The 23,661-nt window shown below is 75.6% G+C and carries 19 protein-coding genes; 8 read left to right on the top strand and 11 right to left on the bottom strand.

What is annotated here, in order from left to right; all coding sequences use genetic code 11:
* Positions 1-6 precede the first annotated feature (6 nt).
* From IE329_RS26065 to rsmH, 3 genes are read right to left on the bottom strand one after another with little or no spacing between them, the layout of a single operon-like run.
* On the bottom strand, positions 7-2,352 hold the full coding sequence (locus tag IE329_RS26065) for a peptidoglycan D,D-transpeptidase FtsI family protein (protein ID WP_190213411.1): 2,346 nt from the start codon (positions 2,350-2,352) through the stop codon (positions 7-9).
* Complete coding sequence (locus tag IE329_RS26060) at positions 2,349-3,014, bottom strand: cell division protein FtsL (RefSeq protein WP_373311293.1); 666 nt, start codon at positions 3,012-3,014, stop codon at positions 2,349-2,351. Before IE329_RS26060 ends, IE329_RS26065 begins: the two co-directional genes overlap by 4 nt.
* A gap of 53 nt (positions 3,015-3,067) precedes the next feature.
* On the bottom strand, positions 3,068-4,042 hold the full coding sequence (gene rsmH, locus IE329_RS26055; protein WP_190213410.1) for a 16S rRNA (cytosine(1402)-N(4))-methyltransferase RsmH: 975 nt from the start codon (positions 4,040-4,042) through the stop codon (positions 3,068-3,070).
* Between the two features lie 657 nt (positions 4,043-4,699).
* On the opposite strand from rsmH, the gene IE329_RS26050 reads away from it, so the two are divergent.
* The 4 genes from IE329_RS26050 (at position 4,700) to IE329_RS26035 (ending at position 10,539) form a co-directional block, all read left to right on the top strand.
* On the top strand, positions 4,700-5,287 hold the full coding sequence (locus IE329_RS26050) for a beta-class carbonic anhydrase (protein ID WP_190213409.1): 588 nt from the start codon (positions 4,700-4,702) through the stop codon (positions 5,285-5,287).
* A gap of 506 nt (positions 5,288-5,793) precedes the next feature.
* Positions 5,794-6,756 carry an AAA family ATPase gene (locus IE329_RS26045; protein WP_229927764.1) on the top strand — a complete coding sequence of 321 codons (963 nt, stop codon included), beginning with the start codon at positions 5,794-5,796 and terminating at the stop codon, positions 6,754-6,756.
* A 1-nt stretch (position 6,757) separates the two neighbouring features.
* Positions 6,758-8,080 carry a DUF58 domain-containing protein gene (locus IE329_RS26040; RefSeq protein WP_229927760.1) on the top strand — a complete coding sequence of 441 codons (1,323 nt, stop codon included), beginning with the start codon at positions 6,758-6,760 and terminating at the stop codon, positions 8,078-8,080.
* Positions 8,077-10,539 (top strand): transglutaminase TgpA family protein, encoded by a 2,463-nt coding sequence (locus IE329_RS26035; protein ID WP_190213407.1) that lies wholly within the window; start codon positions 8,077-8,079, stop codon positions 10,537-10,539. Before IE329_RS26040 ends, IE329_RS26035 begins: the two co-directional genes overlap by 4 nt.
* Positions 10,540-10,749: 210 nt before the next feature.
* Here IE329_RS26035 and IE329_RS26030 read toward each other — a convergent pair whose 3' ends face one another.
* The 3 genes from IE329_RS26030 to IE329_RS26020 form a co-directional block, all read right to left on the bottom strand.
* Positions 10,750-11,133: a DUF3040 domain-containing protein gene (locus IE329_RS26030; protein ID WP_073923322.1), complete on the bottom strand. Its 384-nt coding sequence runs from the start codon at positions 11,131-11,133 to the stop codon at positions 10,750-10,752.
* Between the two features lie 419 nt (positions 11,134-11,552).
* Positions 11,553-12,305: a methyltransferase domain-containing protein gene (locus tag IE329_RS26025; RefSeq protein ID WP_229927759.1), complete on the bottom strand. Its 753-nt coding sequence runs from the start codon at positions 12,303-12,305 to the stop codon at positions 11,553-11,555.
* Positions 12,306-12,524: 219 nt separating this feature from the next.
* On the bottom strand, positions 12,525-13,040 hold the full coding sequence (locus tag IE329_RS26020; protein WP_229927763.1) for an SAV_6107 family HEPN domain-containing protein: 516 nt from the start codon (positions 13,038-13,040) through the stop codon (positions 12,525-12,527).
* Positions 13,041-14,009: 969 nt separating this feature from the next.
* Here IE329_RS26020 and IE329_RS26015 point away from each other — a divergent pair.
* The 3 genes from IE329_RS26015 to IE329_RS26005 all read left to right on the top strand — a co-directional run bounded on the left by IE329_RS26015 (position 14,010) and on the right by IE329_RS26005 (position 17,856).
* On the top strand, positions 14,010-14,660 hold the full coding sequence (locus IE329_RS26015; protein ID WP_190213405.1) for a DUF4126 domain-containing protein: 651 nt from the start codon (positions 14,010-14,012) through the stop codon (positions 14,658-14,660).
* Positions 14,661-14,691: 31 nt separating this feature from the next.
* Positions 14,692-16,254, top strand: a complete 1,563-nt coding sequence (locus tag IE329_RS26010; protein WP_190213404.1) for a phytoene desaturase family protein — start codon at positions 14,692-14,694, stop codon at positions 16,252-16,254.
* 222 nt (positions 16,255-16,476) lie between these two features.
* Positions 16,477-17,856 carry a glycosyltransferase 87 family protein gene (locus IE329_RS26005; protein WP_190213403.1) on the top strand — a complete coding sequence of 460 codons (1,380 nt, stop codon included), beginning with the start codon at positions 16,477-16,479 and terminating at the stop codon, positions 17,854-17,856.
* 36 nt (positions 17,857-17,892) lie between these two features.
* On the opposite strand, the gene IE329_RS26000 is transcribed toward IE329_RS26005, so the two are convergent.
* Positions 17,893-18,846: a hypothetical protein gene (locus IE329_RS26000; RefSeq protein WP_190213402.1), complete on the bottom strand. Its 954-nt coding sequence runs from the start codon at positions 18,844-18,846 to the stop codon at positions 17,893-17,895.
* 106 nt (positions 18,847-18,952) lie between these two features.
* Positions 18,953-19,867 carry a methylenetetrahydrofolate reductase [NAD(P)H] gene (gene metF / locus IE329_RS25995; protein WP_190213401.1) on the bottom strand — a complete coding sequence of 305 codons (915 nt, stop codon included), beginning with the start codon at positions 19,865-19,867 and terminating at the stop codon, positions 18,953-18,955.
* A gap of 161 nt (positions 19,868-20,028) precedes the next feature.
* Here metF and IE329_RS25990 point away from each other — a divergent pair, with 161 nt between their 5' ends.
* Positions 20,029-21,135 (top strand): polyprenyl synthetase family protein, encoded by a 1,107-nt coding sequence (locus IE329_RS25990; protein ID WP_229927758.1) that lies wholly within the window; start codon positions 20,029-20,031, stop codon positions 21,133-21,135.
* A gap of 86 nt (positions 21,136-21,221) precedes the next feature.
* On the opposite strand, the gene thiE is transcribed toward IE329_RS25990, so the two are convergent.
* From thiE to IE329_RS25975, 3 genes are all read right to left on the bottom strand, one after another.
* Positions 21,222-21,887 (bottom strand): thiamine phosphate synthase, encoded by a 666-nt coding sequence (gene thiE, locus IE329_RS25985; RefSeq protein WP_190213400.1) that lies wholly within the window; start codon positions 21,885-21,887, stop codon positions 21,222-21,224.
* Positions 21,887-22,252, bottom strand: a complete 366-nt coding sequence (locus IE329_RS25980; RefSeq protein WP_073923314.1) for an Rv2175c family DNA-binding protein — start codon at positions 22,250-22,252, stop codon at positions 21,887-21,889. Before IE329_RS25980 ends, thiE begins: the two co-directional genes overlap by 1 nt.
* 101 nt (positions 22,253-22,353) lie before the next feature.
* Entirely contained in the window at positions 22,354-23,550 is a 1,197-nt protein-coding gene (locus IE329_RS25975; protein ID WP_229927757.1) for an NAD(P)/FAD-dependent oxidoreductase, read from the bottom strand.
* Between the last annotated feature and the right edge of the window lie 111 nt (positions 23,551-23,661).

Raw genomic sequence — 23,661 nt, 5'->3', positions numbered from 1 at the left:
CGTTGATCACGGCTTCCAGTCGACTGGCAGGTTGGGCGCCTCGCTGCCGCTCGGCGGCACCTGGAGGGTCTTCAGGCTGAACTCCATCACCTGCTTGAACACCGGCCCGCAGAGCTGGCCGCCGAAGTGCCCGTTCACCGGGTCCTGGATGACGCAGGACACGGTGACCCGGGGCTGGTCGGCGGGCGCGAAGCCGATGAACGAGGCGGTGTAGCCGGAGTAGCGGCCGGTCTTCGGGTCCACCCGGTTGGCCGTGCCGGTCTTGCCGGCGACCCGGTAGCCGGGCACCGCGGCCTTGCCGCCGGTGCCCTGCTCGTCGGTGACCACGGACTCCAGCATCTCGGTCAGCGTCTTCGCCGTCTGCTCGCTGACCACCCGGCTCTCGGCGCCGGGCGGGGCCGGGGTGTACTTGCCGTCCGGCGAGGTGGTGCCCTGGACGACGCTGGGCGCGACCCGGACGCCGCCGTTGGCGATGGTGGAGAACACCGAGGTGGCCTGGAGGGCGTTCACCGACAGGCCCTGGCCGAACGGGATGGTGTACTGCTGCGAGCCCTTCCAGTCCTCCGGCTTGGCCAGGATGCCCTTGGTCTCACCGGGGAAGTCCAGGCCGCTGGGCCGGCCGATGCCGAACTTCTGCAGGTAGCCGCCGAGCACCTGGTTGGCCTCGGCCTGGGTCGGGCCGAGCTGCTCGGCGGCCTCGATGGTGCCGATGTTGGACGACTTGGCGAGCACCCCGGCCAGGGTCAGGTACCAGGTCTCGTGGTCCACGTCGTCGTGGAAGACCCGGTCCGCGCGCTGCAGGGTGTTCGGGACCGTCACATGGGTGTCCCAGGTCGCCTTGCCGGTGTCGAGCACGGCGGCCATGGTCATCAGCTTGGCGGTGCTGCCCGGCTCGTAGGCGTCCTGCACGGCCGCGTTGCCCAGCTGGCCGGACTTGGCGGAGGCCAGGTCGTTGGGGTTGAAGCCCGGCGAGGTGGCCATCGCCAGCACCTGCCCGGTCTTCACGTCCTGGACGACCACGTAGCCCTTCTCCGCCCCGGCGTTGGACACCTGGTCGGTGATGGCCCGCTGGGCGGCCCACTGGATGTCCCGGTTGACGGTCAGCCGCAGGTCGGTGCCGGGCACGGCGGCGTCCATCGACCCGCCGGCGGTGGGCACCAGCCGCCCGCCCGCCTGGGCGTAGCTGCTGCGGCCGTCCTTGCCGGCCAGCTGCGCCTGGTACTGCTGCTCCAGGCCGCCCGCGCCGACGCCCTCGGCGTTGACGAAGCCGACCAGGTTGGCGGCCAGCCCGTCCGAGGGGTAGACCCGGCGCTGGGTCTCCCGGTTGAAGACGCCGGCCAGCGGGTTGGCGCACTCGTTGTCGACGCGGGTGCGGCCGCCCTTGTCCGCGGGGAGCTTCAGCTGCGCCTTCTGGGCCGCGCAGGCCTTGCTGCCGGCCTTCTTGTCGAGGGCCGACTTGAGGTCGCTGATCTGGTTCTTGGCGTCGGGCGTCTGCTGGGTGGCGAGGCGCTTGTAGCGGGTCTTGGGGGTGTGCAGGTCGGCGGCCAGCTGCTCCTTGGACACGCCGAGGATCGGCGCCAGCAGGGCGGCCGCCTGCTCGGGGGCGTCCGGGACGCCGGTCGACTGGGGGGTGAACATCTGCGGGTCGGCGGTGATGTCGTACGCGTCCACGGTGGTGGCCAGGGCGACGCCGTCGGAGGACGTTATCGAGCCGCGCTCCGCGGTGAGCGGGATCACCTGGTACCGGTTGGTGTTCGCGTCCGCGGCCAGGGCGTCGGAGTCGATCAGCTGGAGCTGGACGAGCCGGCCCGCGAAGACCGAGAAGACCAGCGACAGCACGACGGTGACGAAGCGCAGCCGCTTGCGCGGGTCGGCCAGCTTGATCGTCCTGGGCTGCGGCCGGACGGCCGGGCGCGGGCGCGGGCCTGGTCCCGGGCCGGAGCGCAGCCTGGACTGCACCCTGGCCGGCGCCCCCGTCCGGCCGCCCGTGACGGGCCGGGCGGCCCGGGCGGCGGAGGGCTTCGCCGCGGCGGGCTTCGCGGCCGAGGACTTCGCGGCCGAGGACTTGGCCGCCGAGGACTTCGCGGCGGCGGGCTTGGCGGTGGATCCGGCGGCGGGCTTGGCAGCCGGGGGCTTGGCGGCGGCGGGCTTCGACCCGGCCGGCTTGGGCTGGGCCGACCTCGACCGGGCGGGCTTCGGCCGGTCGGGCCCGGGCTCCCCGTCGGCCCGCCGCGGCCGGGGCGGCTGCGAGGCCCGGGCCGGGCGCGGCGACCGGGCCGGCGGGCGGCCGTCCGGGCCGGGGGCGGGCTTGCCCTCGCCCGATCCACGGGGTGGCTGACGGGGCGTGCTCATCGGGCCGGCCCTCCGGTCGGGCTCGGCGCCGGCTGGGTGGCCGGGCCTGCCGGGTTGATCTGGACGGTGGTGTCGCCGGTCGGACTGCCCGACGGGGCCGGGGCGGCGGGCGGCGCGGCGGACTGCGGCGGGGCCGGCGAGAGCGCGGGCGCCGGGGCCGGGGCCGGGGCGGGCGCGGGAGCGGGCGCCGGGGCGCCGGACTGGAGCTGCCAGGGCTCCGCACCCGAACGCTTCACCGGTGGGCTGTCCTGGGCCGGCCCGGGCTTGCCGAGCACCTTGCCGTCGTCCTGGAGGAAGGCCGGACCGCCGGCCGGCACCATGCCCAGCTCGCGGGCCCGCCGCTCCAGCGCGTCCGGGGCGGACCCCTGGTCGATCTGGTGCTGCAGGCTCTGCTCCTGGTCGGTCAGCGCGGTGGTCTGCTTCTGCAGCCGGGACAGCTCGAAGGAGCCCTCGTTGAGCGCCGTGTTGAGCGCCAGCAGGCCCAGCAGGCCACCGGTGAGCAGCACCACCACCAGCACGGCGAAGGGCGTGCGGCCGCGGGCCGGCCGCCGGCCCGGCCGCACGGTGATCCGGGCTCCGGCCCCCTGCCCGGGGAGCAGCCTGGCGCCGCTCCCCCGGACCTGCCCCGTCGGTGGGCGGGTCCCGCCGCCGGCCACTGGCACCACGCTCTCCTCGCCCCCGCGTCCGTCGCTCTGGTCTGCTCGTCCCGCGCTGGTCAGCGCCGGTTGTCCCGGTCCCTGATCCTCTCCGCCACCCGCAGTCGCACGGGCGCGGCACGCCGGTTCTCCTCGATCTCCTCCTCGGTGGCCTGCTCGGCCCCGCGGGTGATCAGCTTCAGCCAGGGCTGGTGCTCCTCGGGGATCACCGGCAGCCCGGGCGGGGCGGTGTTGGTCGCGCCGGCCGCGAAGTACTGCTTGACCAGACGGTCCTCCAGCGACTGGTACGACATCACCACGATCCGCCCGCCCACCGCGAGCACGTCGAGCGCCCCCGGCACGGCCCGGTCCAGCACCTCCAGCTCGCCGTTGACCTCGATCCGCAGGGCCTGGAAGGTCCGCTTGGCGGGGTTGCCGCCGGTGCGCCGGGTGGCGGCCGGAATGGCGTTCCTCACCAGTTCCACCAGACGCGCGCTGTTGGTGAACGGTTCCTTCTCGCGTTCGCGCAGGATCACCGAGGCGATCTTGCCGGCGAACCGCTCCTCGCCGTAGACCTTGAGGATCCGGGCGAGCTGCCCGTGGGTGTAGGTGTTCAGCACCTCGGCGGCGCTCAGGCCCCGGGTCTGGTCCATCCGCATGTCGAGCGGGGCGTCCTGGGCGTAGGCGAAGCCGCGCTCCGCCTCGTCCAGCTGCATCGAGGAGACCCCGAGGTCGAACAGGATGCCCTGGACCCGCGGGATGTCCAGGCGCTCCAGCACCTCGGGGATCTCGTCGTAGACGGCGTGCACCAGGGTGGCGCGGTCCCCGAAGGGCGCGAGGCGCTCGGCGGACAGCTTGAGCGCGGCCGGGTCACGGTCGACGGCCACCAGCCGGACCTCGGGGAACTGGGTGAGCAGCGCCTCGCTGTGCCCGCCGAGGCCGAGGGTGGCGTCCACCACCACCGCGCCGGGGGCCGAGATCGCCGGGGCCAGCGCGTCCATGCACCGCTGGAGCATGACCGGGACGTGCTTGGGTGCCGGATCGTTGGTGCTCATGTGCGCTGTGGCGCCCTTCCTCGGTGCGAAGCCCCCCTCCTTGCCCGCCCTCCCCGTCCGGTGATCGGACAGGAGGGACCCACCGGGAAGGATGGAGCCCGGGGCGCGGGGGGACTGGGACCATTTTGGCCCACTCCGCGCCCGGCCCACCGCACGGGGCCCGCACGCCGCCCGTGGTCCCCGCCCGCTCACTGGGGAAGACAGTGACCGCCCGGCACCGGGGAAGGTGCGCCAGGTGGCACGGAGCGGGAGGAGGCCGCGGGCTGCGTACGGCGCGCCGGCGCCGTCCGGGAAGGCCCGGTTGACGGTGCTCGGCGGTTGTGCTGCGCTGCGCCGCAACTCTATCGCGGACACCTTGGCCGTCAATGGCCCGCGACGGCGCGCCACCCGGGCGGCGGAACGCGACGCCGCAGGCCCCGGGGCCCGGGCGGGCCCCGCCGGGGCGGCCGGCGCGGGCGGCGTACGGAGCGCTCCGCAGCGCCTCGGGGCGGCGGTCCGCGCCGGTCGGCGCGCCCGGCACCGACCAGGACATTCCGGTCAGACCGCCGCACTTCGCCACCGGTTGCCCGTCCTACGGGTATGCCCTCGATCACAGCGGGGCGTTCGGAGGGCCGGTCCCCTCACCATCCGCGGCGGAATCGCACTAACGTCGGGGCTATGACAGTGACCCCCGACCGGCACACGCCGACCGCCGCTGCCTCCGCGACCTCCACGGCCTCCGCGCCCGCCGAGGACGCCCGCCCGGCCCAGGACGCCCCCGGCATCATCGACCGATTCGTCAACGCCAACCGCGCGTACGCCGTCGACTTCCGCGACGGCGGCATGGACGCCCGTCCGGTCCAGAAGGTCACCGTGGTGGCCTGCATGGACGCCCGGCTGGACCTCTTCGCCGCCCTCGGCCTGGAGCTCGGCGACGCCCATGTGATCCGCAACGCCGGCGGCGTCGTCACGGACGACACCATCCGCTCGCTCACCATCAGCCAGCGCGCCCTGGGCACCCGCTCGATCGCGCTGATCCACCACACCGGCTGCGGCCTGCTCGGCCTCACCGAGGACTTCCGGCACGAGCTGGAGCTGGAGGTCGGCCAGCGCCCGCAGTGGGCCGTCGAGTCCTTCGTCGACCTGGACGGCGACGTCCGCCAGTCCATGCAGCGGGTGCGCACCTCGCCGTTCCTGCTGCACACCGACGACGTCCGCGGCTTCGTCTTCGACGTCCACACCGGGCTGCTCCGCGAGATCCAGTAGCACCGCGCGTCCTCCAGGGCCCGGCCAGCGCCGTCCGGGCCCTTTCCCGTGCCCGCGCGCGGCGGGCCGGCGCCCCGCCGGGTGCCGCGACCGGCCCGGCGCCGCCCCGCCGACCGGTTCGGTGCCCCCCGCCGATCGGGCGAGGTCACGGGGGACGGGCCGGAGATGTTGCGGGGACGAACCGGGACACTGCGCTCTTGTCGCCCGCCCTGCCCCTCCCGTACGGCACCGCCCGGGGGGAGAGGGTGACTTCTGGCCATCCGACAGGGAAGAATGCGACGGCAGGCCTGTTCCCGCACCACCTGGGGCGGCCTGGCCGCGGCCGCGCCCGGTGCCGCTCCGACCGGACCGCACCCGGGCACGCCGCGTCAATCACGGGGTGGGGGCCGTCCTCGGGGTGAGGCGGCGCAATGCCAGGGAGTGTACGGGTGACCAGCACATACGATCAGGACGGTCAGGGCGGTCGTGGGGGCGACCGGCAGCCCGAGAACTTCCAGCGCGGCGGACTGCACGAGCTGGGCGCCGTCGTGGACCGGGTCCGTGCCTCCGTCGAGAGCGTCATCGAGGGCAAGCCGGAGGCGGTCCGGATCGCGCTGACCGTGATGCTGGCCGAGGGCCACCTGCTGCTGGAGGACGTCCCGGGGGTCGGCAAGACCATGCTGGCCAAGGCGCTCGCCAGGTCGGTGGACTGCACCGTGCGCCGGATCCAGTTCACCCCCGACCTGCTGCCCTCGGACGTCACCGGCACCAACATCTTCGACCAGCACCAGCGCGACTTCGAGTTCCGGCCGGGCGCGATCTTCGCGCAGATCGTGGTCGGCGACGAGATCAACCGTGCCTCGCCGAAGACCCAGTCCGCACTGCTGGAGTCGATGGAGGAGCGCCAGGTCACCATCGACGGCACCAGCTACGAGCTGCCCTCGCCGTTCATGGTGATCGCCACCCAGAACCCGGTCGAGATGGAGGGCACCTACCCCCTCCCCGAGGCCCAGCGCGACCGCTTCATGGCCCGGATCTCCATCGGCTACCCGAGCCCCGAGGCCGAGTTCGCCATGCTGGACGTGCACGGCGGCGCCAACCCGCTGGACGACCTGGCCCCGGTCGCGCACGCCGCCGACATCCTCAAGCTGGTCGAGCTGGTGCGCACCGTGCACATCGCCGACCCGGTCCGCCGCTACGCCGTCGACCTGGTCGGCGCCACCCGGACCAGCCCCGAGCTGCGCCTGGGCGCCTCGCCGCGCGCCACCCTGCACCTGGTGCGGGCCGCCCGGGCCGCCGCCGCGCTGGACGGACGCGACTACGTCACCCCCGACGACATCCAGTCGCTGGCCGTCCCGGTGCTGGCCCACCGTCTGATGCCGACCGCCGAGACCCAGCTGAGCCGGCGCACCTCCGAGCAGATCGTGCTCGACCTGGTCGCCCGGCTGCCGCTGCCGCGCCCGCAGGCCCCGGCCGTCCGGAGGGGCTGAGGTGGCCCCGTCCGGCTCCCCGTCGGGCCTGCGCACCGGCCTGGCCGGCCTCACCACCCGGGGCCGGTCCTTCCTCGCGGCCGGCGTCACCGCCGTCCTCTGTGCGCTGCTGCTCGGCCAGGACGCCCTGCTCCGGGTCGGCGTGCTGCTGATGGCCCTGCCGCTGGCCGCCGCCCTGCTGCTGCTCCGCACCCGCTACCGGGTGGCCAGCGGCCGCCGGCTCAGCCCGCACCGGGCGACGGCCGGCCAGGAGGCCCGGGTGCACCTGCGGGTCGACAACGTCTCGCGGGTCCCCACCGGGCTGCTCCAGCTGGAGGACAAGGTCCCGTACGTGCTCGGGCCGCGCCCGCGCTTCGTGCTGGACCGGATCGAGCCGCACGGCCACCGCGAGGTCTCCTACCGGGTCCGCTCGGACCTGCGCGGTCAGTACCCGCTCGGCCCGCTGCAACTGCGCCTCTCCGACCCGTTCGGGATGTGCGAGCTCACCCGCGCCTTCGCCGCCTCCGACGTCCTCACCGTCGTCCCCCGGGTGCAGGCCCTGCCCGAGGTCCGGCTGCGCGGCGAGTGGTCCGGTCAGGGCGAGAGCCACACCCGGACCATCGCGCTCGCCGGGGACGACGACGTCATCCTGCGCGAGTACCGGCACGGCGACGACCTGCGCCGGGTGCACTGGAAGTCCACCGCCCGCTACGGCGAGCTGATGGTCCGACGCGAGGAGCAGCCGCAGAAGGCCCGCGCGACCGTCCTGCTGGACACCCGCGAGATCGGCCACCGGGGCACCGGCCCGGCCTCCTCCTTCGAATGGGCGGTCAGCTGCGCCGCCTCGGTCGGCGTGCACCTGATGGAGCGCGGCTACGAGGTCCGGCTGCTGACCGACACCGGACGATGCGTGCCGGGCCCGGACGGCGGCGTCAACAGCGTCGCCGAGGCCTCCGGGATGCTGCTGGACGCGCTCGCCCTGGTCGACCTCTCCGAGGGCGGCTCGCTCTCCCGCGGGGAGGAGGCGCTGCGGGCCGGCGGCGAGGGCCTGCTGGTCGCCGTCCTCGGCACGCTGGACGAGGGGCAGACCGCCCGGCTCGCCCGGCTGCGGCGCCGCACCGGCACCGCCGTCGCCTTCCTGATCGACACCGAGACCTGGTCCGGCCTGCGGATGCTCGCCCCCGACACCGGCGGCGCCGAGATCCGCGCCCGGATCCGGCAGCTGCGCGAGGCGGGCTGGACGGTGCTGCCCGCCCGGGCCGGCGACTCCGTACCCGAACTGTGGCGGGCCGCCGACCGGGCCGGCTCGGCCTCCACCGCCCACCGAGAAGAGGCCGACGCGTGACCACCCGGGCCAAACTCACGGTCTACTCCGCGCTGGCCAGCGCGCTGGCCACGCTCTGCCTGCTCCCGCTGGTCACCTCCGGCGGCTGGTACCTGCACGCCTGCCTGCTGATCGCGCTGTCCGCCGCCGCCGGCGCGGGCCTGCGCCGGCTTCCGCTGCCGCGCTGGCTGGTGCCGGCCGGGCAGCTGCTGGTGCTGGTGTACGCGCTGATGCTGGGCTTCGCGGGCTCCGCGCTGACCGCCGGCGTCCTGCCCGGCCCGCGGGCGCTGGACGCCGTCGGCACCCTGCTCGACGGGGGCATGCAGGACATCCAGGAGTACGCCATCCCGGCCCCCGCCACGCCGGGGCTGCGGCTGATCCTGGTCGGCTCGGTGGCGCTGGTCGCCGTCGTGGTGGACGCCGTCGCGGTGACCTTCCGCAAGGCGGCGCTGGCCGGCCTGCCGCTGCTCGCGCTGTACTCCGTCGGCACCGGCCTGGCGGACCACGACGGCCGGGCCTGGCTCTGGTTCCTGTTCGCCGCCTTCGGCTACCTGCTGCTGCTCCTCGCCGAGGGCCAGGACCGGCTCTCCCGCTGGGGCCGGGTCTTCCACGGCGGCTCCCGCGGCGAGAGCGGGGGCCGGCTCTCGCACAACGGCCACCGGATCGGCTTCCTGGCGCTGGCCACCGCCCTGGTGCTGCCGCTGTTCCTCGGGCAGTGGGAGTTCCACCTGTTCGGGGACCGGGCCGGCAACGGCATCGGGTCCGGCGGCAACGGCTCCGGGGTCACCACCCTGGACCCGCTGGTCACGCTGGCCGCGAAGCTGAGCCGCCCGAGCGGCGAGGAGATGCTGACCTACACGATGTCGGGCGACAACGCCGGCAGCACCTACCTGCGCACCGGCGCGCTGGACGAGTTCAACGGCACCGAGTGGAAGCTCAGCCCGAAGGACGTCAGCGGCAACCCCCGGGCCCTGCCCGCCCCCGAGGGGCTCGCCCCCTCCGTCACGGCCGACCCGGTCGCGACCGCCTTCACCGTCACGGACCGGATGGACTCGGCCTGGCTGCCGATGCCCTACCCGGCCACCGAGGCCGACCCGCCCGGCAGCTGGAAGTACGAGGGCTCCACCCGGACCCTCATCGGCGACGGCAAGCAGACCACCCGGGGCCTCAGGTACGAGGTGACCAGCCTGGACGTGCGGCCCACCGCCGCCCAGCTGCGCACCGCCGGCCAGGTGCCGGAGGCGATCGCCAAGCGCTACCTGACGCTGCCCGGCGACTTCCCGCAGGCCGTCGCGACCATCGCCACGGACGTCACCCGGGGCAAGACCACCGGGTACGACAAGGCGGTGGCCCTGCAGACCTGGTTCACCCGCACCGGCGGCTTCACGTACAGCACCGACGTGGGCAACGGCACCGGCAACGACGCCATCCTCACCTTCCTGGAGAACAAGAAGGGCTTCTGCGTCCACTACGCCTCCACCATGGCGGCGATGGCCCGCGCGCTGGGCATCCCCGCCCGGGTCGCGCTCGGCTTCACCCCGGGCCAGGGCCTCGGGGGCAAGAGCTTCAAGGTGACCGACCGGGAGTACCACGCCTGGCCCGAGCTGTACTTCCAGGGCACCGGGTGGCTGCGGTTCGAGCCCACCCCGACCCGGGGCAGCGCCCCGGACTACTCGGACCCGGTGGCCGCCCCCAGCACCGCCCCGACCCAGCAGCCGACCACGGCCGCGCCGAGCACCGGTGCGGTGCCCTCGGCGAGCGCCAGCAGCAGCTGCGACGGCCGGCAGCGGCAGCTCGGCGACTGCGCCGACCAGGACAAGGCCGCTCTCAAGGCCCAGGGGCAGCGGTCCTGGTGGCTGTCCTGGCAGGCCCTGGCGACGGTCGCGGGCGGCCTCGCGCTGATCGCCCTGCTGACCGCGCCGATGCTCTGGCGGGCCTGGGTGCGGCGCCGGCGGCTCGGCGCGGCCGGCCGCCGTCGTCCGGGGGCCGACCCCCGGACGGAACTCACCGACCAGCAGGTGCTGGCCGCCTGGGAGGAACTGGTCGACTCGGCCTGGGACCTCGGCATCCCGCCGGACGACTCGCGGACCCCGCGGTCGGCGGCGCGGCGGATCGCCGAGGCGGGCGAGCTCGACGCGGACGCCACGGCCGCGGCCGGCCGGGTCGCGCTGGCCACCGAGCGGGTCCTGTACGCCCGGTCCGGCCAGAGCGCGTCCGCACTGGCCCCGGACGTCCGGACCGCCCGCGACGGCCTGCGGGCCTCCGCCCGGCGCACGGGGCGGGCCAGGGCGCTGCTGCTGCCGCCGTCCTCGGCGCGGCTCTGGTGGCGGACGACCGAGCGGGTGGACGACGCCCGGGACGCCGTACGCGGGCGCCTGTCCCGGGCCGGGGCCGCGCTCACCGGACCGTTCCGCCGGGCCTGGGCCCGGCTGCGGGGCGGCAAGGGCGGCCAGGGCGGATCTGCGGGCAGCCCGGAGTAGCCCGGGGCGGGCCCGGCCCTCGGCGCGCACCCGCGCCGCGGGGCCGGGCCCCGCCGTCCGGCACCCCGCCGGGCTCGCGGCCGGGGCCCGGGGGCCCGGTACCTTCCGGATCCAGCACGACACGACGGGTGAGGGCGGGCAGTCTGCCGACTGCCCGCCCTCACCCGTCGCTCGTTGCCGGGCCCGGTTCCCCGGGGCCCTCCTCTGCTCTCAGAGGCCGCTCTGCTCGTCCCTGCGGCGCTGCCAGCGCTGCTCCATCCGGTCCATCACCCCGGCCTTTCGGCGCGATGCCGGGGCCGGCTTCGGCCCCGCGCCGTGCCCTCCGGGGCCGCGCCTCCAGCCTGTGACGGCGAGGACCGCGCAACCCAGCATGACCAGGAACCCGACGACGCTCACCCAGATCAGTTGGGCGACCATGCCCCCCATCAGCAGGGCGATGCCCACCACGAACCCCGCGGCGGCCTGGTAGACCCGCCGACGGGTGTAGGCGCGCAGCCCGGTTCCCTCAAGCGCTGACGCGAATTTGGGATCTTCGGCGTACAGCGCTCGCTCCATCTGCTCGAGCAGACGCTGCTCGTGCTCCGAGAGCGGCACGGAGTCCTCCTACTCGTCGGTCGCGGGGCGACCGGTCCGCCACCCCAGGCGGGGTGGCCAGTCCATTCAGCTTTCAAGACACCAGTCAGACGCTTGTGTGGAACCCACCCCGGCGCGAACCGCCACCGTCCGATGCGGACGGTCGTGGCGTGCACCCCGAAGGGTCCACCGTCCCGGCCTTGTGTCGTCCATATGCCCCATGCGTCCGGCTGTCATGCTTTCCGGCTTTACCCAGATCATACGGTCCACCGGTGCATTCCGGGGTGGTCGACCGCACGTGGGTCGGCCCAGGTCGGCACGCTGGATCCGCACGGTTCCCAACGCCGGGGGGCGCGTACAAGTGCCCGAGTCGGCGGAATCACCCCGGACGTGCGCGAATGCGTGGCCGAACGGGAGACGTACCGGGTACGAAGGACAGGTCAGGAGCGTGTGGCCAGAAGGTGAAGCTGGGTGGCGACGGCGTGGAAGGCCGGCTGCTCGGCGGCCGCCTGCTCCAGCTTCAGCAGGGCCTCCGTCGCCCCCGGCTCGGTGTCCACCAGGACGCCGGGCACCAGATCGGCGAAGACCCGCACACCGTGCACCGCCTCCACCCGCAGGCCGGCGGCGCTCGCCAGCAGGCCCAGCTCCTCGCCGGTGAAGCGGCGGGGCATCGGGTCGCCGGCGCCCCAGCGGCCCTCGGGGGCGCCGAGCACCGTGCGGGCCTCGTCGAAGTGACCGGCCAGGGCGCGGGCGAGCACCGCGCCGTTGCGGTTGGCGGCCAGCAGGCTGACCAGTCCGCCGGCCCGCAGGGTGCCCGCCAGGCTGCCGAGCGCCTCGGCCGGGTCGTCCACCATCTCCAGCACCCCGTGGCAGAGCACCGCGTCCACGCTCCCGGGGGCGATCAGCTCGGGCAGGGTCTGGGTGTCGCCCTGGACGGCCCGGACCAGGTCGGTGACCCCGGCCTCGGCGGCCCGGCGCTCCAGCGCGAACAGCGCGTCGGGGCTCGGGTCGACCACCGTCACCCGGTGGCCGAGCCGGGCCACCGGCACGGCGAAGTTGCCCGTCCCGCCGCCGGTGTCGACGACGTCGAGGACCGGCTGGTCCAGCTCGGCGGCCCGCTTCTCCAGGGCCGCCCGCACCACCTCCCACACCACGGCGGTACGCAGGGCACTGCGGGGACGCGTCGGGTACAAGGTGAGGACTCCTCGGCACGGGAAGTACGGAGCGGTACGTCGGACGGCTCCACCTTAGGCCGTCCGACGGCCCGCCCGCGCAAAGCGCCCTGAGGCGCTCCGGGCGGCACCCGCCCAGGGTGGCACCGCCCGGCCGACACCCGCTCCGGCGGCCTCCGTCCGGGAGGCTCCGCCCGCCCGCCCGCCCCCGCCCCGCCCACGGGCCGCCGCGCCGATCCCTCAGGCCGTACCGTCCAGGGGCAGGCGCGGCGCGGGAGGCGTCGGGTGCAGGCCCAGCAAGCGCTGGACGATCCGCAGGAAGAGCGCGGTGTTGCGGATCAGGTCGTCCGCGTCCCGCGCGCTGGCCGCGCCCCTGATCCCGGCCTCTGCGGCCGCCCGCCGGCGGGCGCCGGCCGCGAAGTAGACCGCCCATTCGGCGAGTTCGGGAGCGACCTCGGGCAGCACCTCCCAGGCGCTGCGGATCGCCTTGCGCCGCCTCGGGTTCTTCTCGGGCCGGCCGCGGACCGCCAGCACGGCGGCCACCGTGCGCAGGGCGGCCAGGTGGGCGGAGGCGTAGCGCTGGAGCGGGTCCTCCGTCCGGCCGGCCTGGACGAGCGTGCGCTGGGCCTGCCGGAGCAGGTCGAGCGCGGCCGGCGGGGCGGCGGCCCGGCGCAGCACCGGGTGCACGTCCGCCGGGCGGCCGGACGCCGTCGGCGGTGAGGCCGGGGCGGGCGGGCCGGACGGCGGGAAGGGGATCGTGGGCTGCTGCGGCCGGGGCGGGCCGGGGGCCGGCTGGTCCGGGCCGGGCTGCTGCGGCAGGGCCTGCTGTGGCAGGGGCTGAGGTGACGGGGGCTGAGGCGGCAGGGGCTGCCGGCGGCGCGGCTCGTGCGGGTGCGGCTCGTGCGCCTGGTGCGGCAGCGGCTGCTGCGGGAGCGGCTGGAGCCGGCCGGGGCGGGGCCCGCCGGGTCGCGCCTGGTCGTCGTCGGGGTGGCGGTGGCTGGCGGTGACGGGCTCAGGGTGGCTGATGGTCATGGTCTCCCCCGGTCCGAGGCGACTCGCCCGGGCCGGGCGGCCCGTGCCCTCCCATCGTGCCGGGCACCACTGACAATCGGGCGTGCGCGGACCGCACCGCTCCCGCCCGGCCGCCGCGAACGGCCCCGCGAACGCGGGCGGGCGACACCCCGGCAGCCGGCCCGACGAGTCCCCCGTCCGGGCCGGCCGCGCGGTGTCGCCCCGCACGTCCCCCGGGGCGCCTACGCGCCCCGGATCCCCCACCGCCGGTGTCCCCCGTGACCGCGCTCCGCCGCCCCGTGTCGGCGGTGCGCGGTCCTGGACCGGCTCGTGTGCACGGCACGACCTCGTCCGCCGGCACCCCCGTGACCGGCGGACCAGATCTGGTCCGCTCCCGGGGCCCCCGTGCCTCGCGGCCCGTTCTCCCGGTGCCCCAACTCTCTCGTCCTTGCAGGTCGGAGCACTATCCGTTGCGCTACTCAACCGGTGATCTGAGTACCCGTACTCAGTTTCGGCCGGGGCTCCCCGGGGCGGAACCGCCGGGCGCCGGCGGGCGTCCTGAGAGCGCCGGGTGTGGTCCGGCCGGGCCGGTACGGTGTGGCGCGACGGTCACCGACCCGTCCGCGCCGCCCCGGTGCCGGGCGCCGGACGGACCGCGGGCACCGGACCGGCCGGGCGCCGGACCGGCCGCGGGCGGACGAGAGAGGGAGCAGGATGTCGATCATTCCGTTGATCTTCACCAGCAGCTGGGCCAGCGGGATCAACGCCTACGCGGTGGTGCTGCTGCTCGGGCTGTTCGGCCGCTTCGGCTGGGCCGACAGCGTGCCGGCCGTGCTGGAGCGCCCGGACGTGCTGATCGCCGCCGGCGCGCTCTTCCTGGTGGAGGCGGTGGCCGACAAGGTCCCGTACCTGGACTCGGCCTGGGACGCCGTGCACACGGTGATCCGCCCGGTCGCCGGCGCCACCGTCGCCGCGCTGCTGGCCAGCCACGACCCGGGTTCGCTCGGCACCGTCGCGGCCGGGGCGATGGGCGGCACCACCGCGCTGCTCAGCCACACCGTCAAGGCCTCCCTGCGGATGGCCGTCAACACCTCGCCCGAGCCCGCCAGCAACATCGGCGTCAGCCTCGCCGAGGACGTCTCGGTGGCCGGACTGGTGACGCTGGCGATCTTCCACCCGTGGCTCGCCGCGTCGATCGCCTCGGTGCTGCTGGTGGCCGGCGCCGTCCTGGTCTGGTTCGCCGTCACCCGGATCCGGCGGTTCCTGGCCCGGCGCCGCGACCGCAGGGCCGCCCGCGCCGCCCGGCGCGGACCGGTGCCGGCCCCCGTACCCGCGCCGCCCGGCCGGGGCGGGAGCGGGTACTGAGGGCCGCCGGCCGGGTCTTAGGATCGGTGCCATGGCACGGATCGTCATCATCGGCGCAGGAATGAGCGGGCTCGCGGCGGCCTCCCGGCTGGCCACCCTCGGGCACCGGGTGACGGTCTGCGAGGCCTCCGGCACCCACGGCGGGATGGTCGGCCGGTACGAGCGGGACGGCTTCGCCTTCGACACCGGCCCCGGTCTGCTCACCCTGCCCGCCGTCTACCGCGACCTCGCGCTGAAGACCGGCCGGGAGCCGCTGGAGGAGCTGGTCTCTCTCGCCCCGGTGGACCCGGAGAGCCGGCACCTGATGCCCGACGGCACCACCCTGCTGCTGCCGAACGCCTCCCGGGGCGGCGTGTCCCAGGCCCTGGACGCCGCCTTCGGCGCGGGCTCCGGCGAACGCTGGAGCGAGGTGATGAACCACGGCCGGACCGTCTGGGAGGCCACCCGCCGCCCGCTGCTGGAGGAGCCGCTCCCCGCCGACCCGGAGCGGCTGCGCACCGACCCGTACCCGGCGCCGCCGCGCCGGGGCCTCGGCCGGCTGCGGCGCACGCCGTGGACCCTGGCCGAGGTGGCCGGACGGGAGCTCGGCGGCCGTCCCGGCCTGACCGCCCTGCTGCACGAGCACGCCCTGCGCTTCGGCTTCGACCCGCTGACGGCGCCCGCCGGCGCGACCGTGCTGCCGTACATGGAGCAGTCCTTCGGCGTCTGGTACGTCCGGGGCGGCATCCGGGCGCTGGCCGACGCGGTGTACCGGCGCTGCCTGGACCGCAAGGTCGAGTTCCGCTTCGACTGCCCGGTGGAGAAGGTCCTGTTCGACCCGGCGGACGGCCGGGCGGCCGGGGTGCGGACGGCCGGCGGCGACCGGCTGGAGGCGGACACCGTGATCTCCTCGATGGACACCCGCGCCTTCCACCGGGAGGCCGTCGGGCACCCCGGCCAGGAGGGCCCGCGGCACGACACCCCACAGCGCGACGAGGGGCCGTCCGCCCGGGTGCCCGGCCGGTTCACCGTGCTGCTCGCCCTGCGCGGCCCGCGCCCGGCCGGCACCGCGCACCGCACCGTGGTGCACGCCGCCGACGCGGCGGCCGAGCGGGAGGCGCTGTTCGGCCGCGTCCCGAAGCTGTACGGGCGCCCCACCGTGCAGGTGCTCCGCCCCAACGACGCCACGCTCCACCCGGAGGGCCACGAGAGCGCCTCGCTCACCGTGACCGTGCCGGCGGCGGACGCGCTGGACTGGAACGCCCCCGGCACCGCCGAGCGGTACGCCGACCAGGTGCTCGACCAGGCCGACGCGGCCGGGCTCGGCCTGCGCGAGAGGCTGCTCTGGCGGGTGGTCCGCACCCCGCTCGACACCCGGGCGGAGACCGGCGCCCTGTTCGGTTCGGTCCCGCGGCCCGCACTGGCCGGGGCCGGCGGCGGCCTGCTCCAGGCCGCCAACCGGGAGCCCGGCCCCGGCCTGTTCGTGATCGGCGGCGCCGCGCACCCCGGCGGCGGCCTGGCCCGGGTGGGCATGTCCGCCTGCATCACGGCCGGCCTGGTCGGCCCGGCCTGGTCGGCCCGGCCTGATCCCGCCGGCCTGATCCCGCCGGCCTGATCCCGCCGGACCGCGAGCCGGACCGCACCACAACCCGCACCGCAACCCGCACCGCACCGCGCTCCGACCCGAACCACAGTCCGTGCCGCGCCGGCCCGGACCGCCCGCCGCCACCCCGGTGGACGCGGCCGGCGGGCGGCGCGCGATGAATGACAGTCAGTTCCCGCACGGGCTAGCATCCAGGCGTCGCCCGGCCGTGCACGCCGTTACCGGAGGTCCGTCATGTCGAGCAATCCCGCTGCCGAGCGGCGGCCGGGCCTCCGCGACCGGGCGAGCGGTCAGATCGTCGCCGCGGTCGCGATCGTGGTGGCCGCGACGGCGGTCCGCAAGCTGATGTTCCCGTGGGAGTCCGACGACTACCGCTACTTCCTGCACCCCTGGTACACCCACATCGCCGACCACGGCGGGTTCCGGGCGCTCAGCGACATCGGCTTCTCCGACTACAACGTCCCGTACCTCTACGTGCTGGCCGCGCTCAGCCACCTGCCGGTGCAGGACCTGGCCGGGATCAAGGCCGTCTCGACCCTGTTCGACCTGCTGACGGCGTACTTCGTCCACCGGATCGTGGCACTGCGCCACCCGGAGGGCTCCTGGCGGCCGCACATGGCCGGCGCGGTGGTGCTGTTCCTGCCCACCGTGATGGCCAACAGCGGCTGGTGGGGGCAGGCCGACTCGGTCTACTCCGCGTTCGTGGTCGGCGCGCTCTGGTTCGTGCTGTGCCGCCGGCCCTGGTGGGCCTGCACGTTCCTCGGCATCGCGCTGGCCTTCAAGCTGCAGACCGTCTTCGTGTTCCCGTTCCTGCTCGTCCTGCTGCTCACCCGCCGGGTGCCCTGGCGGGCGCTGCTGGCCGTCCCGGCGGTGTACCTGCTGCTGGACGTGCCCGCCCTGCTGGTCGGCGCCGACCTCGGGCAGCTGCTGACGGTCTACTCCCGGCAGACCGGCACCTACCAGACCCTCTCGATGAACGCGCCCAGCGTCTACCTGCTGTTCCAGCCGGGCGACCACGCCGACGGCGTCCGCCGGGCCGGCATCCTGCTCACCGGCGCGGTGGTGCTCGCGCTGGTGGCCTGGGTGGTGCTGCGCCCGGCCGGCCGCGGGCCGCTACGGCCCGGCGGGTGGAGCAGGGAGCTGACCGACACCCAGATCGTGCTGCTGGCCACCACCTCGGTGGTGCTGGTGCCGTTCCTGCTCCCGTCGATGCACGAGCGGTACTTCTTCCTCGCGGACGTGCTGAGCGTGGTGGCGGCGTTCCACCTGCCGGGCCGGCTCTGGTACCTGCCGGTGCTGGTCCAGCTCGCCTCGGCCGGCACCTACCTGCAGTACCTGGCGCACGACGCCGCCCGGTACACCAAGGTGGAGCTGTTCGGCGCCCTGATGGCGCTGGCCGCGGTCGCCGCGGTGCGGGCCACCGCCCAGGAGTTCCGGCGGACGCCCGTCGGACAGGACGGCACGGCGGGCCCGGACGGCACGACAGGTGCGCACGGCAGGGCAGGTGCGGGCAGGGCAGGTGCGGACGGGACGCCAGGTGCGCACGGGACGGCGGCCGGGCCGGTCCACGGCGCCGCCCCCGAGGGCCGGGTGCCGGCCGTCGAGCGGGGCTGACCGGCCGCGGGCCCCGGCCGGGCCGCGGCGGGCGGCTCAGCCCTGCTGCTGCCAGGTCCCCTGCTGCTGCCAGTTCTCCTGCTGCCCGTAACCGGGTTGCTGCGGCTGCTGCTGGGGCTGCGGGGGCACCCCGTCGGCCGGCTGCGGCTGCCACTGCTGCTGGCCGTCCCAGCCGGGCTGCGCCTGCTGCTGGTAGCCCTGCTGCTCGTACCCGGTGCCCTGCTGCTGCCACTGCTGCTGGCCGGTCTGCCCGGTGTAGGGGTCCTGCTGGTAGCCGTAACCCTGGTCGTAGCCGTAGGCCGGCTGCTGCTGCCACTGCTGCTGGCCGTCCCAGCCGGGCTGCGCCTGCTGCTGGTAGCCCTGCTGCTCGTACCCGGCGGCCTGCTGCTCGTACCCGGCGCCCTGCTGGTAGCCCTGCTGCTGGCCGTAGAAGGCCGAGGCGTCGGCGTACACGCCGTCCGCCGCGGGCTCCTGCGGCTCGAAGGCGGTGGGCTGCGGGCCGGCCGGCCGGCGCCCCCGACCGCCGAAGCCCGCACTGTCGTAGGCGTCGTCGTCGTCGGCGTCGAACGGGACGGCCTGGTACGTCGCCGTCTCGAAGTCCGAGATGTCGGCCTCGACCGCGCCGATCTCCCCCACCTGCTGGACGACGACCGGCTCGGCGACGTCCTCGCCGCCGGTGGCCGCGCTCAGCAGCGGCACCTTGGCCAGCGGTCCCGGCAGCTCGCCGTCGGACCTGCGCAGCGACCAGCCCCCGCGGAACCCGCGCTTGACGGACAGCGTCACGAAGACCTGGCCGACGGCGAAGAGCACCGCGCCGGCGCCGATCACCAGCACCGAGCGGGCGGCCATCCCGGCGACCACGCCGAGGAAACCGCCGAGTGCCACGGCGCGCCAGTGCAGCGGCGCGCGGTTCTGCAGCAGCAGCTCGGCGACCAGCCAGAGCGCCACCACCGCCAACGCGGCGTACAGCAGCAGGTACCCGATGCCCATCCGCCCGCTACCTCCAGTCGCGTGCCGCGCGCCCCGCGCGTGTGCCGAGACTGTACCGGGTCATCGCGCCGCGACCCACATCGTGCGTCGCGGCGCGGGCCCGGGATCAGCGCTGGTGCAGGCCGAGGTTCTGGTAGATCTCCAGCGTGGAGGTGGAGTGGTTGAGGGTGATGAAGTGCAGGCCGGGGGCGCCCTCGGCGAGCAGCCGCTCGGACATCGCGGTGGCGTGGTCGATGCCGACCGCCCGGACGGCCTGCGGGTCCTCCTCGACCGCCCGGAAGCGGCTGACCAGCTCCGCCGGGAAGTCCGAGCCGCTGAGCTGCGGGAACCGCTCCAGCTGCTTGATGTTGGTGACCGGCATGATCTCCGGGATGATCGGCACCTCGCAGCCGGCCGCCGCGACCCGGTCGCGCAGCCGCAGGTAGTCGTCGACCTCGAAGAACATCTGGGTGATCGCGTAGTCCGCGCCGGCCCGGCACTTGGCGACGAAGTGGCGGATGTCGTCGTCCCAGTTCTCCGAGCGCGGGTGCATCTGCGGGAAGGCGGCGACGCCGACGCAGAAGTCCCCGATGCCCTTGATCAGCTCGACCAGCTCGGCCGCGTAGCTGACGCCCTCGGGGTGGCGCACCCACTCGCCCATCGGGTCGCCGGGCGGGTCGCCGCGCACCGCGAGGACGTTGCGCACGCCCTGGTCCGCGTACTGGCCGATGATGTTGCGCAGCTCGGCGATCGAGTGGTCGACGGCGGTCAGGTGGGCGACCGGGGTCAGGGTGGTCTCGGTGGCGATCCGGCCGACCAGGTTGACCGTCCGGCCGCGCGAGGAGCCGCCGGCGCCGTACGTCATGCAGACGAAGTTCGGGTCGAGCGCCTCGACCCGGCGGATCGCGTCCCAGAGCCGCTTCTCGGCGGCCTCCGAGCGCGGCGGCATGAATTCGAAGGAGTAGGACCGCTTGCCCGCCGCCAGCAGTTCGCGAACGGTCAGTGCGCGGTCGGTTCTGGTGGAAGCGATGCCGAGTGCCATGCTGGCAGGTTAGCCGCCGTCCGGAGAGGCGGGACAACTCACGTCCACCGAGTGAGACACCGTTCGGACGGCCACGACGGGGCCGTACGGGTGCTCGTACGCCGGGCCGGGACCGCCGGGCTAGGCTGATCGGTACCCCCAGCGACTCCCGGAGCCTCATCGTGACCACGTCCAGCAGCCGCCCGGCCAACCCGATCGACGTGGAGGCCGTGCGGACACGCGTCAACGGCGCCCTCGGCGAGTTCATGGACGGCCAGGCGGTCCTGCTCGGCAAGATCTCGCCCCAGCTCGGGCCCGCCGTCGACGCCCTGCGGGACTTCCTGCTGGACGGCGGCAAGCGGCTGCGTCCGGCCTTCTGCTACTGGGGCTGGCGCGGCGCCGGCGGCGGGGCCGCCGACCCGGGCATCGAGCACGCGGCGGCCGCCCTGGAGCTGCTGCAGGCGAGCGCACTGGTGCACGACGACCTGATGGACCGCAGCGACACCCGGCGCGGGGTGCCCTCGGTGCACCGCCGCTTCGAGGCGCTGCACCGGGCCAGCGGCTGGCGCGGCGACCGCGAGCAGTTCGGGGCCTCCGCCGCCGTCCTGCTCGGCGACCTGCTGCTGATCTGGTGCGACGAGCTGTTCCTGCGCTCGGGGCTGCCCGCCGAGGCGGTGCTGCGGGCCAAGCCGGCCTTCGACCTGATGCGGACCGAGGTGATGGTCGGCCAGTACCTCGACGTGCTGGAGCCGGTCGCCGGCGACTCCACCGACGAGGGGGCGCTGGACCGGGCGCAGACCGTGCTGCACTACAAGTCGGCGAAGTACACCATCGAGCGGCCGCTGCAGGTGGGGGCGCTGCTCGCCGGGGCCTCCCCGGAGCTGGTGGCGGCGTACTCGGCCTTCGGCCTGCCGCTGGGCGAGGCCTTCCAGCTGCGGGACGACCTGCTCGGGGTCTTCGGCGACCCGGCGGTCACCGGCAAGCCGGCCGGCGACGACCTGCGGGAGGGCAAGCGCACCCTGCTGGTGGCGCACGCCATGCGCGGACTGCCGGCCGCCGACGCCCGGCACCTGGACGAGCGGCTCGGCGCGCCGGACCTGGCGCCCGAGGAGGTCGTCGTGCTGCGCGACCTGGTCGGGCGCAGCGGTGCGCCCGAACGGGTGGAGAGCCGGATCGAGGAGCTGATGCGGCAGGCGCTGGCGGCGCTGGAGGCGGCCCCGCTGGTGGACCCGCGGGCCCGGGAGGTCCTGCTGGCGCTGGCCGAGGCGGCGACCGTCCGCCGCTACTGAGCGGCGGCCGCGGCCCGGGCGGGCGTCCTGGCCGTCCCGGGCGTCCCGGGCGGCGGGGGCGCACCCCACGGCCCGGGACGGCGGTGTCAGACCGCGCGGACCCGGTGGGCCAGCTCGGCCGCCGCGGCGGCCGGGTCGTCGGCGGCGGTGATCGCGCGGACCACCACCACCCGGCGGGCGCCGGCGGCCAGCACCTCGTCCAGGTTGCCCAGGTCGATGCCGCCGATGGCGAACCAGGGGCGGTCCGTCACCTGCTTCGCCGCGTACGAGACCAGGCCGAGGCCGGGCGCGTGCCGGCCGGGCTTGGTCGGGGTCGGCCAGACCGGGCCGGTGCAGAAGTAGTCCACGCCCGGCTCGGCGACGGCCGCGTCGACCTCGGACTCGGCGTGGCAGGACCGTCCGATCACCACGTCCTCGCCGAGGATCGCGCGGGCGGCCCGCACCGGCAGGTCGTCCTGGCCGAGGTGCAGCACGTCCGGGCCGGCCGCGTGCGCGACGTCCGCCCGGTCGTTCACCGAGAGCAGCTTGCCGTGCCGCCGGCAGGCGTCGGCGAAGACCTCCAGGTACTCCAGCTCCTGCTTGGCCTCCAGGCCCTTGTCACGGAGCTGGACGATGTCGACGCCTCCGCCGAGCGCGGCGTCCAGGAACTGCTCCAGGTCGCCCTGCTCACGGCGGGCGTCGGTGCACAGGTACAGCCGCGCGTCGGCCAGCTGCGCGCGCAGCCGCCCGCCCGCCGTCAGGTCCGCCGCCATCAGATCAGCATCGCCTGGGCGCGGCGCTTCACCTCGGTGCCCCGGTTCTCTTGGAGGGCCTGGATCGGGCTGCCGGGCAGCGACGGGTCCTCGGTGAAGAGCCACTCCAGGATCTCCGCGTCGTTGTACCCGCAGTCGCGGAGCACGGTCAGCGTGCCGGACAGGTGCTTCACCAGGCCGGGGCCGTCGATGAAGGCGGCCGGCACCTGCAGCGACTTGTTCGGGCCACGGCGGACGGCGATCAGGCCGCCGTTCTTGACCAGGTCGCGCACCTCGGTGACGCGGACGCCCCACTGCTCCGAGATGTCGGGCAGGTACATCCACTCGGGGACAAGGTCTTCAATCTTCGCTTCGATCTCGCTCACGTCACCAGACTGCCACCTCGCCGGGCCGCCGCGCACCAACCGGGCCCCCGGCGGCCGGCCCGGTGGCCGATCGTGACCGGACGTGACCGGGCCGGAGCGTGCTACCCGGCGAGCGCGGCCTTCAGCGGCACGGCCTGGTCGGCGGCCCGGGCCGGGTCGAGGACGGCGCCGCGCTCCAGCAGCCGGCGGCCCTGGGTGAGGTCCCGCGGGCGGTCGACGGCGAGCAGGGCGCGCAGCCGCCCGTCGCGCAGCCAGAGCACCGTCCAGGCCGGGTCCCCGGGCGCCCCGCGCCACAGCAGGTCGTCGCCGTCGGTGTGCCGGCCGGCGTACTGCACCATCCGCCCGAACTGCTCGGACCAGAAGTACGGCACCGGGTCGTACGGGGTCTCCAGGCCGAGCAGCGAGGCCGCGGCCGCCGCCCCGGACTGCAGGGCGTGGTCCCAGTGCTGGACGGAGAGCCGGGTGCCCGAGCGGGCCGAGGGGTAGGAGACGCAGTCGCCGGCCGCGAGGACGCCCGGCAGCGAGGTGCGCAGCCGCTCGTCCACCAGGACGGCGCCGGCCGCGTCCAGCGCGACCCCCGAGCCGGCCAGCCAGCCGGTCGCCGGGCGGGCGCCGACGCCGACCACCACCTCGTCGGCGGCCAGCCGGGTGCCGTCGGCGAGCAGCACCTCGTGCGGGCCGACCGAGGCCACCACCGCGCCGCAGCGCAGGTCGACGCCGGCCTCCCGGTACCAGGCGGTCATCGCGGCGCCGACCCGGGCGGGCAGTGCGCCGGGCACCGGCGTCGGGCCGGCCTCCACCACGGTGACCTCGCAGCCCAGCGCGCGGGCGACGGTGGCGGTCTCGGCCCCGATCCAGCCGGCCCCGACCAGGACGATCCTGGCCCCCGGGCGCAGCAGCGCGCGCAGCGCCAGTGCGTCGTCGACGGTGCGCAGCAGGTGGGCGCGGTCCGCGCCGGGCAGGGCCACGGGGGCCGCGCCGGTGGCGATCACCAGGCTCCCGTAGGGCAGTTCGCCGGCGTCGGTGTGCAGCACCCCGGGCTCCAGCGCGGTGGCCCGGCGGCCGGTGACGAGGTCGACGCCGAGGTGGGCCCAGTCGATGTCCAGGGTGGTGGCGTCGGCCTTGCCGAGCAGCACGTCCTTGGAGAGCGGCGGCCGGTCGTAGGGGGCGTGCGGTTCGTCCCCGAGCAGGACGATCCGGCTCCGCAGGCCGCCCGCGCGCAGCGCGCCCGCGCACCGTGCCCCGGCCAGCCCCGCCCCGACGACGACCACCGTGTCCGTGTTCCGCAGCTCTCCCACGGCGCCACCCTATCGGCCGGGCCGTCCAGCCCTCGTACGCGCCTTCGGCCCCGGCCGCACCCGGAGTTATGGTGGGTGCACCTCGACCGACCGGCCCCCCCAGGTGCCGGA

The organism is Kitasatospora indigofera, from assembly GCF_014655955.1.
GTDB classification, from domain to species: domain Bacteria; phylum Actinomycetota; class Actinomycetes; order Streptomycetales; family Streptomycetaceae; genus Kitasatospora; species Kitasatospora indigofera.
Note: the sequence above shows the minus strand (reverse complement) of the source record. Positions and strands in the feature narration are given on the sequence as shown.